We start from the raw sequence: 14862 nt of genomic DNA on the forward strand, positions 1-14862 counted from the left end.
AAATCTTAAGTTTCACTTCCGCCAGCGAAAGTGATTTCAAATCTTCAATTTCTCTAACAGATCTAATTCTGCTTTGCTTAAAGTATTCTGATTCTTGAAAATGGCGAGCATGTCATAAGGAAAGCTGTATTTGATATCACGCACCTGCTTAAAACCATGCAAGTCAATCAGATCAGGCACAAGACATGTTCCTCCAAGAGTTTCCATGGTCTTTCGACAAACTGACCAACTCTCCACTTGAATATACTGTTCTAAATCTTTGTTCTGCTTATTGAGTGACTTAAAAAGATGATTCACTTCCGGCCGATTCTCCGTCGTGATTAAAGGACCAGAAAATTTTCCCGACTTCGATTGCAAAACAAAGTGACCTTTCGCAATTACCTTCGAACCAAATCCAAATGTCTTATTGTCATTGATAATAAGACCCAGCTGGGCCTCCCCATCAGTAACTAATTGACGAACCTTGGCACTCGTTCCAATTTGAATCCGAACTTTACCTAACTTCATTTTTTTTAAGGCCGGTAATACAAAATATTCTGCTATAGTCGCTGAACAAGCGATGCTCATCTCAGGCGCAGCATTCAGTCCTGCGAGCTCGGTATTAAAAGCTTCTAAACTCTTCTTGGCCTTTTGATAAAAAACTCTGCCTTCATCAGTCAGCTCTAATCGATTCTTAGCATGAATAATCAATTCATAACCTAAAAGATTTTCCATTCGGCGAATCGCCTGACTAATCGCAGGTCTTGAGATGTGATTTTTTTCGGCCGCCAGTGTGAGGCTCGCCAAATCAATGGTGTCGGTAAAGTACTGAAGAGCACTGAGGCTTAAGTCGGTCCATTTCATAGTAACCAAAACTTACCATTTCATGAATAATTAGTCACTTTTTGTTTTATCTCCAAAAGGATAGTAATTCCTCACACAACCACTGGAGACTTTATGAAATTCGTATTCCTGGCAATCGCCCTTTCTCTCTCAACTTCCCTATTTGCGGGGTCCGTGACCGTTCAGGTTTATGCGAGGGCCGCTTTTACTTGTCGTAATGTTGAGGAACAGGCCATCTGGAATCTTCAACGTAAATGTGCCGAACTAAACATGAAGCTTACTCATTATGCTTTTGGTCAATGTCAACCGGCCGGCGATGATGGTGGATATGTTAACTACCTGGACCTTACGGCCTACGGAACTTGTACTCCTCACAAGAATTAAATATTGTAGAGGGATGAAAATTGAAAAAATGTCCCTCGAAGATTTAACCGAAGTTACTCACCTGGCCGAGCAACTGGGTTATCCCAACACGGTTGAAGAAGTAACTCAGCGCTTTGTTGAAATGATAAATGATCCTGACTATGCCCTCTTTGTAGCTAAGACAGACAGGGTGTTGGGTTGGATTCAGATCAATCATGAACCAAAGACTCTTCTCATCGGTCCGCGTGCTGATATCGCAGCACTAGTGGTAGATGAAAATTCTCGCAGTCTTGGTGTGGGTAAAGCTTTGGTGAAAAGGGCCGAAGAATGGGCCCGTGAAAATAAAATTGAACTTGTGAGAGTAAAATCAAATACCAAACGCGAGGCCGCTCATCGCTTTTACCAACGCGAGGGATATACACTCGCGAAGACCTCGCACATGTTTTCAAAACAGCTTAAATAAAAAAGGCCCCTTTCGGGGCCCTTCATTTATTAACGAGACTTGATGTCTTTGTATGTGTTCTTCGTGTCGCCAGTGTAGATCTGACGAGGACGACAAATCTTGAAGCCTGGTTGTTCAACCATCTCTTTCCACTGCGCCATCCAACCTGGAAGACGACCCATAGCAAACATAACTGTGAACATGTTAGTTGGGATACCAAGTGCACGGTAAATGATACCAGAGTAGAAATCTACGTTCGGGTATAGTTTACGAGATACGAAGTACTCATCTTTAAGAGCAACTTCTTCAAGGCCTTTAGCGATATCAAGAAGAGGATCTTTTACACCGAGAGTTGTTAGAACTTTGTCACAAGCAACTTTGATGATCTTAGCGCGTGGATCGAAGTTCTTATAAACGCGGTGACCGAAGCCCATAAGACGTGAGTTAGAGTTTTTATCTTTAACTTCAGCAAGGAAAGCTTCGTAGCCTTTGCCTGATTGCTTAATTTCTTCAAGCATTTCAAGAACGGCCTGGTTAGCACCGCCGTGTAGAGGTCCCCAAAGAGCGTCAACACCCGCAGAGATAGTTGCGAAGATGTTTGCTTTAGAAGAACCAACCATACGAACTGATGAAGTTGAACAGTTCTGCTCGTGATCTACGTGAAGGATAAGAAGAATATCTAGTGCCTTAGCAACGTCTTTATTAACGTTCTTGTCACCAGTCATCATGTGGATGAAGTCAGAACAGTAGTCGAGAGACTTGTCTGATTTTACGAACTCTTTACCTTGAGAGTGGCGGTAAGCATATGCAGCTACCACTTTCAATTGACCCATAAGCTGAGCGATTGCTGTGTCTTTCTGAGCAGGAGTCAGGTCCTGAGCACAAAGATCATGGTAGAACGCTGAAAGCGAAACCATATTTGAAGAAAGAACGGCCATTGGGTGAGCGTCTTTCGGGAAAGCTTTAATTTGTGTTTTGATGCCTTCAGGCACGTCGTCGAAAGAAGCGATTCTTTCTTCGAAAGCTTTAAGTTCTGCAGCAGTTGGAAGTTTGCCGTAGAACACAAGGTAAGATGACTCAAGGAACGAAGACTTCTCAGCGATTTCTTCGATTGAGTAACCGCGGTATTTAAGGATACCAACTTCACCATCAAGGAAAGTGATTGCTGAAGTACAAGCACCAGTGTTCATGTAGCCAGAATCTAGCGTCACGAAACCAGTCTCGGCCCTTAGTTTTGTAATATCGATTGCCTTCTCACCTTCAGTGCCGGTGAATACAGGTAGTTCAATGGTTTTGTCGCCTAGTACAAGTTTTGCCTTATCAGACATGGAGGACTCCTCTGCAGAAATATTGAAAATAAATAGACGGGATGTTGTGACCGCATTTTATCTAAATGTGAGCTATCTGTCTAAATACTCTTGATAATTCCGTCTCGGAAAATAGTGACAAAAGATAAAGTAGAGTTAAAGAACTGGTGCCAAAAATTCTAAGAAGTGGTGACAAAACAGCTCCACTATTGCTCTGTTCTGACAGCAACGCTGACTCACTAGCAGCGCGTCTTGTAGTTGTAATCAATGATTAAATCAAAAATAGTCAATGATTCCTTACTTTTGGCACTCTACTTGCTTTTATGACCTCACAATTCAAACAAGATGTTTGGGTATTAAAGGAGAGGGCATGAAAAAGGCTTCATCATCGTTTTTGGTATTATTCTTCGCTGCACTACTGGTCTCGTTCCAATCATTCGCTCAAATGAGTGACGTGATGAGTGAGCGAGTTCAGCAAACTCTTAGACGCCAGGAGCGACTTCGCTTATCGGACCTATTAAGAGTTTCGCCCTACGAAGAACGCGAGATGGAAGTTTTGTCCCTCACTATTTATGCTCAAAGTTATCTGAGTCAGAGTACGCTACAAGTTTTGCAATTTGGTCGCGCTATCGCAGCACCTCAAATCATCCGTCGTCAGAGTCAGGTTCGCATTGTGTTCCCGGCCCGCACTTCACTTGAAGGAATTGAAATCCTGGCCCAGGACGAACTCTTCTTAGAGAGCGTATCTGCTGAAGTGCTTCGCCTGCGCACTCCATACCCTCCAACTAACCCTTACCCGCCAACAAACCCGTACCCACCGACGTACCCGGGGCCTGAGCGTCAGCCATCTCCGAATCAGATGATCCCGCTTCAGGTAATGCAAGACGTGCGTATGCAACAGGAAATCCAATTGGACACTCTGGTAAGACAACAAATGGGTCTAACTCTTGTGGGTGCTGAAATTCAACGTGTGGTGGTTCAAGGACAACCTCTGGGTTACGGCCGAGCTGCAAGTGTGCAAGTGGTGCTGAACGGTCGATTAGTGGGTGAAGAGAAGTTTCTGAATCCTTCTCAGCAGGCCCTTCCACTTCCAATCAACTCTTATGAAGAAGTACGCTCTCTAGGTCTTCTGGTTCGCGGCGATGCTCGCATCCAATCAGTCTCAATCCGTGTTGGCCAGGTTCGTCCTCAGTACCCGCAACAACCTCAGCAACCGCGCATTCAACGTGTGACTGTTGGGCAAGAGATCGGTTCATACAACGTACTTGAGCTTTCACGAGTTCTTCCTTACGAATCTCGCCTTATCCGTTCAATCACGCTTGAGGCCCGCTCTCGTTCAGGTGTTCGTGCTGAAGTCGCGCTGGCAACTCCATACCAAGTGCTGGGAACACTGGTTGTGACACAAACTCCGATGAGACCGGTTATCCGACTATTTACTCCAACTTCACCTCGTGACCTTCGACTTCAATCGTACTCACAAGTGCTGATTGATTCACTTGAGATCGAATTCGAAACAGGTTACTAGTTCCCCTCCAAAATGCTCCCCTTCGGGGGAGCAATTTTCTTTTACAACTTCCCCCTCCCCAGCTATCGTTTCATTTTCAACCGGAGAATGAACGTGAAGTGGGACAAGCCTCTTACCGAAGCCGTACTTTTAAAACGCTATAAACGCTTCCTGGCGGACATTCAGCTAGGTGATGATACCTTTACCGCCCACGTCCCCAATACCGGCAGCATGACCTCGTGCTGGGAACCGCATTGGAAATGTGCCATTTCAAAATCCGACAATCCGGCCCGCAAAATGGCCCATACTTTGGAACTTACTCATAACGGAGAGACCTGGATTGGTGTGAACACGGCCAACGCCAACAAGCTCGCTCATCTGTGGCTCAAAAACGGTCTTATCTCAGAGCTGACTGGTTACTCAGTTATCCAACCGGAAAAGAAAATTGGTGAAAGCCGAATTGATTTTTATCTTGAGGGTCACACAACTCTTCCTTCTTGTTACGTGGAAGTAAAAAACGTGACTTTAAAACTTGATGGAATCGCCCAGTTCCCGGACGCCGTTTCAGAACGCGGCCAGAAGCATCTTAAAGAGCTGATGCAGCTCAAGAAAGAAGGTCATCGTGCGGCGATGCTCTACGTTGTTCAACGTGAAGACGTGGATCAAATGAAGCCGGCCCATGGGATTGATAAGGTCTACGGGCAACTTTTAGCAGAAGCTCACGCAGTGGGTGTGGAAATTCTTGTGTATCAATGTAAAATGGGAACTAGCGAAATAGGCTTTGGAAAATCACTTCCATTTCTATTGAGGTAAGTTTGCTTAAATTAGTTTTCTTCACTAAGGATCGCCGTCTTAAAGTGCGCTTGGCACTTCCAGGGGACGATTTCTCAACTTCAAAAACCTGGCAGGATAAAATCGAGTTTATTATCTCGAATTCGGGCCAGTTTATGATGGTGTGGACTTCACTTCTTCCCGATCTTGATCCGGAATATGCTGAGTCCCTGGTAGAGCTCGTGGGAGCGCGCTACCCCATATCACCCGATTACGAAGCACTTAAAAAACTTCATCCCGGCATTGCCTTCCAAAATGAGACTGATGAATGGGTCTTCTTCGGCGGAAGTTTTAATCCCTGGCACGATGGCCATCAGGCCTGCTTAACACTTATGCCAGAGGACAAGGTTTGTTTAATTCTCCCTGATCGAAATCCCCATAAAGAAATGCGGGAACTAAGTCCCGTGGCAACGATCCTAGAAATTAGTGCTCACGCCAAATTAAAGAACCAACAATACATCGTTCCAACTTTCCTTTTAGAGAATAAGCAGAATCCGACAGTGAATTGGGTGGAGAAATTTAAAAACGATTATCCCACTCATAGGATCTCACTCCTTATGGGCTTTGATAGTTTCTCTAATCTCAGAAACTGGACCCGCGCAGAAGATCTCATTCCACTTCTGGACACAGTTTATGTGGTCTCACGCCTGGAAGACGATAAGGATCGCCGCGAGGCCCTGGATCATGCCCACGCTCGTGGACCGCGACTCAATGTTGTGTTTCTTGGGAAGCATGAATTTGAAGACGTCTCTTCAACCGAAATTAGATTACGCCAAAAATAAAAGGGGACCGTAAGGTCCCCTCTTTTTTATGTATGTGTACTAGATCTTAGTAACAAACGTCGTAACACTCGTACTGAAGTGAACAAGAGTAGTAAGTACAGTATTCAACGTAACCACACTCAGTTGTACAGTAGTAGTCAGAAGATGAACCACCGCCGCCGCCAGAGCCGTTAGCTACTGCGATTGCTACTGCGATGATAAGTAGACCGATTGCTGCGTAAACAAGAACGTCACCGTTCCATGAAGCACCTGAAGAGTAAGAGCGCTTCATAGTGTCCATCATATATTTAGAAGCTTCAGCACCAGTTAGTTTCTGGATTGAGATCATGTTGAAAGCAGTTTCAAGATCTTTAGCAACGCGAGCATCTTTAACTTCAGTTTTAGCGAATTCGATCAACTGAGCGTTAGTTAGACCTTTCGATTGAAGTTCACGAACTGTCTCATTGAATTTCTTCATTTGAGCTTCATAGAACTTTGTGTCTTTCTGGTCCCACTCAACAGTTAGTGAGTAGTTAAGTTCGTCGAAAGCGGCCTTTAGACCATTGTTTGTAACGGCCATTGCTTGAACTGTGAGAAGTGCAAACACCATCATCGATGTTAAAAGTTTCTTAAACACGTGTGCCTCCTGTTGGCAGGTTTATAATTACTGAGCGCTGTTTAACTCAAAGTGCAGATTCAATACAATTCAAAAAATCATCTGTATATTTTTTATCTCTTACAGACAGCAAAAACTGATGTCAGTCTGACACCAGCTTTAGATACCTCTAAGGTTAAGTGCCTTAAGTATGCGAAGCTTATCAACGAATGGCGACGCGCAACTCTCCTCACAAGTCTGGAGAATTCCTTCAATCAGCTGACCTCTGATGGTTGAGTTCGTCGTAAGTTTCTTACGAAGATCAAACATGAAGGCCTCGCCCTTCTCTTCTCCTAAGATTTCTTTTAAAGACCACAACATACCGAATACAAAGTCAGTGTTTGCATACTCAGTCATCTCAAACTGAATCATGTAGTCCTGTTTTCTCTCAGCATCTTTACCACTGTAGGTGTTGTACTTCTTAATGTGTTTTGCAAGCTCCGGTGAGTTCGCAATTTGTCCCGCGAAGAAATCCGCCATCCCTTCAATGATCGCAGTTGAATGCGAAAGAACTAAGTGATCAGACAGAGCAACGTGTGCGTACTCGTGATAAATAATTTCCGGAACTACGGCCGTATCAAGCCAGTACCACTTGCGTGAGAACGCCTTTGTGATTGGATCGAAGGCCTGATATCCAACTTCGATAATTACTGACGCACCAACTGTACGAATAATACTTTCTTTTGGATCTAGTGAAACTCCGTCCTCTGTTAAAGCAAGAACTGTCGTGAGCAAGAAACGTTGAAGCGACTGCATGTGAGTCTGATTTCTGAATTGTTTCATCAGAACCTGCATCTCACGGTTAGCAGTATTGTTGACGCGAAGGTCTCTCACGTGAATTTTCTTAGAAGGTCTGAACCAAATCTCAGTGCCCCAAGGTTTTACACCACGAGACTCAAGACCCTTACCGGCCGGAACCGTAAGAGCGTTATTGTACTGAGGCTCCATATTGTCATGAGCGAAGTGACCAAGCTCAGAGAACTGATTGGTATGATCAATACGAATCGTCATCTGCGGAATTGCGGCCGCATGTTTTGACTTCATATGGTTCACGAAATATTCGCGGGCCTTGGTCAAATGATAATAAGTCGTGGCCGCACGGAAAGTGAGTGCTTTATCATCAGTAAACTTAATCGCCTCGTCACTTTTCCCGCGAACAATTTTAAAGTGCGCCCCTTCAAAGGCCTCAGCAGACGTGAGGTCTTTCAAGACCACTTCCGTTACCACCGGTTTGTTTTTCTCGGTGCGGATCAGGGCCTCAAACTTGCGCTCAAGTGATTGAGCGAAAGACAGAGTGGGAACTAAAAGAGTGACCAATAATAGTTTTGTTTTCATATTAAAATAAACTCGTTGGATCTAGTTCATTACCGTTTTTAGATTTTTCAGTTGTTGCTTCGATTACCACGATCGCAAGCGCCGGGATAAATCCATATGGAGGAGGAATTACCACTGTTGCTACTGAGCTCGCGATATTCACCCACACACGTGCCTTCTCCCACCATGTCTTCTTCGGATTCCAGATGTCCTGAAGACTCGCAAGTTCTTCAATTTCAGAAGCAGTCACGATACCGATCTCGTAGGCCGCGGCCATAAGATCAAGGTAACCAGGCTGACGACCTTCGAAGTATGTATTGAGTGAAAGCTGGGTCATTTCTTTTCTTAGGATTCTAATGGCAAAACGGAAACGCTCCATTGGCTCAAGCGTGATGGTCTCGGCCAGAGTTTCCTTGTTGTATACCAAGATCTCGATCTTTGGAGATTCCAGGCGCTCACGGAGCTTCTTGATCACGTTACCCATCAGCATGATTTGAAGATCAGTGTAGTTCTCCAGGAGACGAGTACGGTGACTTACTTTTTCTTTATCTACTTTTTGCGTGATGTAGTTACTCTTCTCGTTTGGATCGCGCAGAGGATATTGAAGACGAAGGCCACCAATCTTCTGGTGGTATGACTTAAGCGTCAGCGTGCTGTTTTGTAGATCGTTGGCACGGGCCTGCTCAAGTTTCTTATAGAGGTCTTGAGAGATAAGCCTGTTATCAAAGGCCGTAATATAAAGAGATTCAATCTGGTGATCTTTAAGTTGCTTATTAACCTTCAGCATTTCACCATAAAGAGCGCGATAGCCTTCATCAAAACAACCGTTCTTTAAAAAACGTTTTTCAAATGAACCAATAAGCTCCAATGCTTCATTCGTTGTTTTTGAATCTGGAAGATAGGTGTCTTTTTGTTCACGACCATTGTATCTCACATAAGAAGAAGTCGTATCGTTGGCCTTGAGAAGAAGCTTCATGACCGTATCATCGATATGATTTTCTGAACGTAGATAGTAGATCGCTCCTACCAGTTGATTAAAGCGGGGGTTTCTAGCTTTAAGTTTATTTTCTAATGAAGCGTTCAGGTCAAAGCTACAGAGCTTCTGAGGAGTTGTGTCTTTTAATGTGTCTTCAAGGGCGTCTTCAATCTCAGCAGCGCTCACCTGCCCCAGGGCCTTATTCATCGACTTTATATAAGAACTGGTGGCGTAGTAGCTTTTCCCTTCGCGATCATTGCGAAGATTCACTGTCTGAGCAGCGAATAGCGGCATGGAGATAAGCCATAATCCAATAAAAAGGCGCATACTTGGTCCTTGAAGGTTTTGCGCGATTCTAGCATCGCGTCAAAAACCATCCTAGGGACCAAGTAAAAAAGTAATGGCTGCTAAATTTGATTGATATCTAGAACTTATGGCCTTTATGGAGAATTCTTAAGGTCAGATAGAACGAGTCGAACCACCCTGCGTATGCTCTTTTCATGATCTTCGTCGCTTGAGAAGGCAATCTGAGTATTGTTTTTCAATACACATGCATGAATCAAGGCCAGATGAGAAACATGGCTAAAAAGTGTGCGCATCGCCCAGACAATTTCCTCTTCAGACTTCTCGCCTACTTCTTTTTTAATGGCCTCGGTGATGATACTTCCGCCTGGAGGACCGAAATAGCCATCATCCGTTCCCTGCGAAACGAGATTATGCGAGTGCTGAGATGACATCATCATTTTGAAATGCGAAAGAAGATCAGGACTATTGGCCATGTAGTATTTGAAAAGTTCAACAAGGGTCGACTCCAAATTTCCATGGCTCACTTCATAGAGACGTTTAACTTCCTGAGCACACTCAATGTATCCAGCATTAAGGATTTCAAGGAAAAGCTTCTCTTTGCTGGAGAAGTGATAGTTCACTGAGGCCACATTCACTTCGGCTGAACGGGCAATATCACGGACCGAAGTTCCTTCAAATCCCTGATGCGCGAATAGAACTCGCGCAATTTCCATGATCTTCTTTTTGGTATCAATATTTTGATCTGTCATTACTCAGCAGCTCCCTGCAGTCCTGGTTGATTAGCGTTGCTCCCAGTAAATCTGCCGATTAATGGGAGTCTCGCTACAAGTTTCATTAGGTCTTCAATGATAGCATAACCTGCAGGTATCCAGACAAGAGTAAGAATCGTTCCCGTAGTTAGACCCCACGCCATTGCTAGTGTCATAGGAACTAACATCGCATCCGCACCACCGATTCCATATGCCGTCGGGAATAATCCACCCATAGTTGTTAATGATGTCGCCATAACAGGTTTTAATCTGATGGTCGGTGCTTGGATTAAAATTTCTCTAAGCGGCATTTTTCCTTCACTTCGCATTTGGTTGATGAAGTCGATCAGAATGATACCGTTGTTAACAATAATTCCAGCTAGACCAATAACACCAATCATAGCGAGGAAGCTTACAGGTCGGCCATGGGCCCAGAAGGCAACAGAGACACCTAAAAGTCCAAGTGGAATGGTGGTCATGATAAGACCTGGAGCAAGATAAGATCTGAAGATATAAACCATGATGGCGTAAATTCCCACCAACGCGAGGATCATGGCGTTCCCTAATGAGGCCATAGATTCATTGGTACTCTCCTGCTCACCTCCAAAGACCATCGTCACATCAGGGTGGGCCTGAGTGTAGCGTGCGAAGGAATCAGAAACGACTGCATTGGCAAGAACAGAAGTAATCACTTCCGGTTCGATATTTGCGGTCACAGTTTTAGCACGTTTAAAATCGTAACGTTTAACTTGTGGAGTTCCACGAGAAGTTTCTAGTTTTGCCAACAATGAAAGTGGCACCAGATTTCCGCGGGCATCCATAATTTTAACATTGCCTAAATCGGCCACGCTGGACTTTGATACGTCCCCGAACTTAACTTTTAGCTCTGCCTCTTTGTTATTAAGAGTAACGTCTGAGACAAATGTTCCTGAGAGGGCCGTACGTACAGTGTTTCCTACTGCAGCTGCCGTTAATCCCAAACGATCGAGTTTTTCGAAATCAAGCACCACACTCACTTCAGGTGGACCATAGACTTCGTCAACTTTCGCATCGAACACACCTTTAGTGTTTTTAAGGTCAGCGAGAATTTTCCCAATCAATTCATCAAGACTTTTACCATTGTTTGATCGGAAGATGACCGTAACAGGTGCACCTACAGGAGGTCCGTTGATCTGCTCTTCGAAAGTCAGATTGGTTGCTCCTTCGATTTTAATCTTACGAAGTTTTGCAAGGAACTCAGTATGAGGCACATTGAATTTTGCAAAATCGGTGGCGTACATTTTTACAAGCCCTACGTTATCACCGTTTTGTCCTCGAACATCTGTAGCATCAGGTAATGAAGTTCCTGCAAGTGAAACAGAGTGCTTAAGATACTCTTTCCCCAGAGCGGCCTTGATTTTTTCTTCCAGCTCCTGAGTCACTTCATAGGTTCTTTCTACCTTGGTGTCTTCCGGCATTTCCACTCTCGCCAGATAGATCTCAGTTTGATCAGGTGGGAACAACATGAATTTATTGAACACGCCAATCATCACAAATGAGAAGACAATAATCCCAAACACGCCTGCAGCGGTAATGTAGCGGTGATCAATGGTCCATGCCATAAATCTGGAAAAGATGGCCGACACTTTGTCGAACCAGCCGGATTTCTTGTCCTCTACACCTTTCACATCCAGATTTCGCGAAGAAACATGCAAGCGCATAGGGAGAAGCAGGAAACATTCAAATAGACAAAATAAAAGCGCAGCGGTCACAACAATAGGAATGGGAGCAATAAAACGTCCCATAATTCCGGTCGTAACAAGCATAGGTAAAAACGCAGCAATGGTTGTGAAAGCCGTGGCAGAAATAGGGATCCACATGGTTTCGATTGTTTCAACGGCCGCATCCAAAGATGATGATCCCAACTGTCGACGTCGAATATACTCTTCCGCAATTACAATACTGTTGTCCACTAACATCCCCATCGCAATAATAAGCGCCAAGATGGTAATGGAGTTCAAAGTCATATCAAAGTAAGGCATTAAACCCAAAGTAGCGAGAAGGATCACTGGAAGTGAAATGGCCACCATAATTCCAAGACGGCCATGCATAAAGAACATCAGGACAGAAATAACCACAATCAATCCGGAAATGGCGTTACCAGAAAGCGTGCTAAGCTTGGCCTCTACGTTTTGTCCTTCATTGAAGTAAATGACAAAACGCGCTTTATCTTTATAAGTTTCTTCATAACGTTTGATTGTGGGATTCACTCCGCCAACCAGCTTCAAAGTATCCGAGCCGCCTTTTTTTAGAACAGTCAGAAGTGTCGCAGGTTCACCCATGTAACGGGTCAAAACTCGCGGTTCCTCCTCCCCGTCCTTAACTGTTGCAACATCTTTCAGATAAAGAACTCCACCAGAAAAGGTTGAACGGATGGGAGTCATCCCAAGTTCCTGAGCGGTCTTAATTTTGGCATCGACTTTCACCATTCTCTGAGTTGAGCTTGTTTCTAACTCTCCTCCTGGAATGTTTGAGTTTCGAGCACCAATCTTACGAAGGACCTCATCCACACCAATGTGATACTGGTCAAGCTTCTGACGAGAAAGATTGATTTCAAATTCACGTTCACGGTAGCCATCAAGGTTCACCGACTTTACGTTTTTATCGTCCTCAATGTCCTCTTTCAGTGCATCGGCAATGATATCACGCTGACGATTTAAATTTGGGCCGATCACCGCAATTTCCATGGCAGCGAACTCTTCAGATTTGATTTCGGTGAATTTTGGTTTGTCTTGAAGATCAGTCGGAAGATCTTTTGTGCGATCAATGGCCCGCTGAATGTCACCCATCACGTCTTTTACAACGACTTTAGGATTGTCCATGTCCACACGAACCACAATTTTACTTCGGCCGGCCTGCGAGGTTGAACGCACGTCTTTTAGGCCAGAAATACCTCTGAGTTCATCCTCAATTGGTTTAGTGATCTTAACTTCAATATCTTCCGGTGTGGCACCGAAATATTCAGTCTCAATAATGGCCGTTGCAAAATCCACCGATGGATAAGATTCCGCATTCATGGTCGATAGCCCCTGCCATCCGAAAAGAAGCAGGAAGAGCGAAAAGACCACGGTCAGTTTTGGGTTTTCGATAAAAAATTTGGCGAGATTCTTCATATATTAGATCCTGTTAAACCCACAAGGTGTGTCCGGAAAAACCACCAGGTAATCAAAAATAGTATTTAAAATTTGTAGTTGTGTATTAATGGTCGCAATCTCCGCATTTAAGAATGCGTCCTGATCCTGAACCATATCACTGACAGAAACACGGGCCTGTTCGTACTTTCTTCTCATCCCTTTCAGACGTTTTTCCAATTCCTGAGAAGTCATTCTCTGAGAACGAACGACATCATTCAAGAAAGCAATCGAACGCATAAATTCCTGATGCGTATTTACGACTTGAGCATCTGTGGCCGCGATACTCGCCAGAAGGCGCTTATCATCATAAATTTCTTTTGCCCTTTGAGTGTCGGATTTAACACTTCCAAGTGGCATGGTAAAAAGAACGCCCACTTCATATCCAGTGCGGTTGTTATTCTGCATATCATCGATCGACCCTTGATAAGAGCCACGATACTTTTGCGTTCCCACTTCATCCAGGCTGACCCCGGTAGACTTAACTGTCCCAAACAGCTTCACATCAGGATCAGCATATCTTGAGTTATACTCGGCCTGACGAACACGCACTTCTTTAAGCATTGCAACTGCTTCATCATATTGAGTGAACTGATAAGGAGTGCCCTTCTCTCTTCCGATAACACCCGTGCAGGCAAGGACCTCATCCACCGTTTTATCCAAATCATATTCGGCCAGTGTCAGGTCCTGTTCAGAAAATTCAGGAAGAAGATTTTTTAATTGAGTAAAAAAAGTCTCACGCTGGTATTTTAAGAACGTGATCGTTCCCTCACGTGACGCCACTTGAGCTTTTGTTCGAGCAACTTCATCCGCCTCGGCCACTGAACTTTTAAATTGAAGTTCCGTCTCTCTTGCCTGAGTTTGGGCGGACTTTAGAAGCGCCTCTGATTTCATCAGCGATTCCTGGTTGGCAACAAGCGACCAATAAATACGACGAAGAGAAAGTCTGAAGGTCTTAGTTTGAATGTCTTTTTCAATGGCGGCTTTTTTATTTTCAAGCTCCAACGACTCAACTTTATTTTTAGTCATACGACCTAGAAGATTTCGCCAAAGATCCATCTGCATTGTGAACGCCAAAGTGGTCGTTGTGGCATCTTTAATATGTCCGATGACCGGTGAACTTGAAGAAGAGCGCTGATCCGTAACAACAGAAAGTTTGCTATCAAAGCCATAGGCAAGATTTTGTCTTACTCCAAACTGTACCTGCTTGACGGGACTGAAAATAGGAGAGAATTCAATTAGAGCTCGCTCTCGGGTCTCTGAGTACAGGCCCTGCCCAAAAAGTTCAGGAGCATACTTTTCCTTCTCCTCACCCTTTCTGATTGAGGATGCTTGAAAAGCGGCCTCAATTTGATCAAGTTGTGGAGCTCCTTTGCGGGCCACTTCTTGAATTAAATCCTCCGAGAGAAGAATCGCACTATAGCCAGAGGCAGAAATCAAAAAAGAACTGAAACAAAACAATAATTTCAAATAGTTACCCATAAAACCACCAATCATATCTAAAACTAAACACATGTTTAAAACAGTGATTAAAAAAAACTAACAGTTCTTAATGGTTATGGAAATGAAAAATCGCGAACTTTTTCTGACAAACTTTTAGTCGACCTTTGTAAACACTTCAAATGACCGCTTTTACAACTAAACTCTGGCTACAATCCCTAA

At 44.1% G+C, this 14862-nt stretch carries 13 protein-coding genes; 5 read left to right on the forward strand and 8 right to left on the reverse strand.

The window, feature by feature from the left end; genetic code table 11:
- Window positions 1-36 precede the first annotated feature (36 nt).
- On the reverse strand, window positions 37-843 hold the full coding sequence (locus tag SOO65_RS14630; protein ID WP_321391595.1) for a LysR family transcriptional regulator: 807 nt from the start codon (window positions 841-843) through the stop codon (window positions 37-39).
- Between the two features lie 93 nt (window positions 844-936).
- Here SOO65_RS14630 and SOO65_RS14635 point away from each other — a divergent pair, with 93 nt between their 5' ends.
- A complete protein-coding gene (locus SOO65_RS14635; RefSeq protein ID WP_321391598.1) occupies window positions 937-1206 on the forward strand; it encodes a hypothetical protein in 270 nt (89 codons plus the stop codon).
- A gap of 13 nt (window positions 1207-1219) precedes the next feature.
- Complete coding sequence (locus SOO65_RS14640) at window positions 1220-1648, forward strand: GNAT family N-acetyltransferase (RefSeq protein ID WP_321391601.1); 429 nt, start codon at window positions 1220-1222, stop codon at window positions 1646-1648.
- Between the two features lie 29 nt (window positions 1649-1677).
- On the opposite strand, the gene SOO65_RS14645 is transcribed toward SOO65_RS14640, so the two are convergent.
- Window positions 1678-2955, reverse strand: coding sequence for a citrate synthase (locus SOO65_RS14645; RefSeq protein ID WP_321391603.1), 1278 nt, complete (start codon window positions 2953-2955; stop codon window positions 1678-1680).
- A gap of 349 nt (window positions 2956-3304) precedes the next feature.
- Between SOO65_RS14645 and SOO65_RS14650 the strand changes: the two genes are divergently transcribed.
- The 3 genes from SOO65_RS14650 to SOO65_RS14660 all read left to right on the forward strand — a co-directional run bounded on the left by SOO65_RS14650 (window position 3305) and on the right by SOO65_RS14660 (window position 6051).
- The gene (locus tag SOO65_RS14650; RefSeq protein ID WP_321391606.1) at window positions 3305-4459 is read left to right on the forward strand and encodes a hypothetical protein; all 1155 of its coding nucleotides are present in this window, start codon (window positions 3305-3307) and stop codon (window positions 4457-4459) included.
- Between the two features lie 93 nt (window positions 4460-4552).
- Entirely contained in the window at window positions 4553-5251 is a 699-nt protein-coding gene (gene sfsA, locus SOO65_RS14655) for a DNA/RNA nuclease SfsA (RefSeq protein ID WP_407677016.1), read from the forward strand.
- Window positions 5252-5253: 2 nt separating this feature from the next.
- Entirely contained in the window at window positions 5254-6051 is a 798-nt protein-coding gene (locus SOO65_RS14660) for a nucleotidyl transferase family protein (protein ID WP_321391612.1), read from the forward strand.
- Between the two features lie 46 nt (window positions 6052-6097).
- Here SOO65_RS14660 and SOO65_RS14665 read toward each other — a convergent pair whose 3' ends face one another.
- The 6 genes from SOO65_RS14665 to SOO65_RS14690 form a co-directional block, all read right to left on the reverse strand.
- Complete coding sequence (locus SOO65_RS14665) at window positions 6098-6667, reverse strand: hypothetical protein (protein ID WP_321391615.1); 570 nt, start codon at window positions 6665-6667, stop codon at window positions 6098-6100.
- Between the two features lie 138 nt (window positions 6668-6805).
- Entirely contained in the window at window positions 6806-8020 is a 1215-nt protein-coding gene (locus SOO65_RS14670) for a DUF2268 domain-containing putative Zn-dependent protease (RefSeq protein WP_321391622.1), read from the reverse strand.
- Window position 8021: 1 nt separating this feature from the next.
- Window positions 8022-9302, reverse strand: a complete 1281-nt coding sequence (locus SOO65_RS14675) for a hypothetical protein (RefSeq protein ID WP_321391625.1) — start codon at window positions 9300-9302, stop codon at window positions 8022-8024.
- A 113-nt stretch (window positions 9303-9415) separates the two neighbouring features.
- Window positions 9416-10030 (reverse strand): TetR/AcrR family transcriptional regulator, encoded by a 615-nt coding sequence (locus tag SOO65_RS14680; protein WP_321391628.1) that lies wholly within the window; start codon window positions 10028-10030, stop codon window positions 9416-9418.
- Window positions 10030-13182 (reverse strand): efflux RND transporter permease subunit, encoded by a 3153-nt coding sequence (locus SOO65_RS14685; protein ID WP_321391631.1) that lies wholly within the window; start codon window positions 13180-13182, stop codon window positions 10030-10032. Before SOO65_RS14685 ends, SOO65_RS14680 begins: the two co-directional genes overlap by 1 nt.
- A 3-nt stretch (window positions 13183-13185) precedes the next feature.
- Entirely contained in the window at window positions 13186-14715 is a 1530-nt protein-coding gene (locus tag SOO65_RS14690) for a TolC family protein (RefSeq protein WP_321391634.1), read from the reverse strand.
- Between the last annotated feature and the right edge of the window lie 147 nt (window positions 14716-14862).

The sequence above is a fragment of the Peredibacter starrii genome (assembly GCF_034259205.1).
Classification (GTDB): Bacteria; Bdellovibrionota; Bacteriovoracia; order Bacteriovoracales; family Bacteriovoracaceae; genus Peredibacter; species Peredibacter starrii.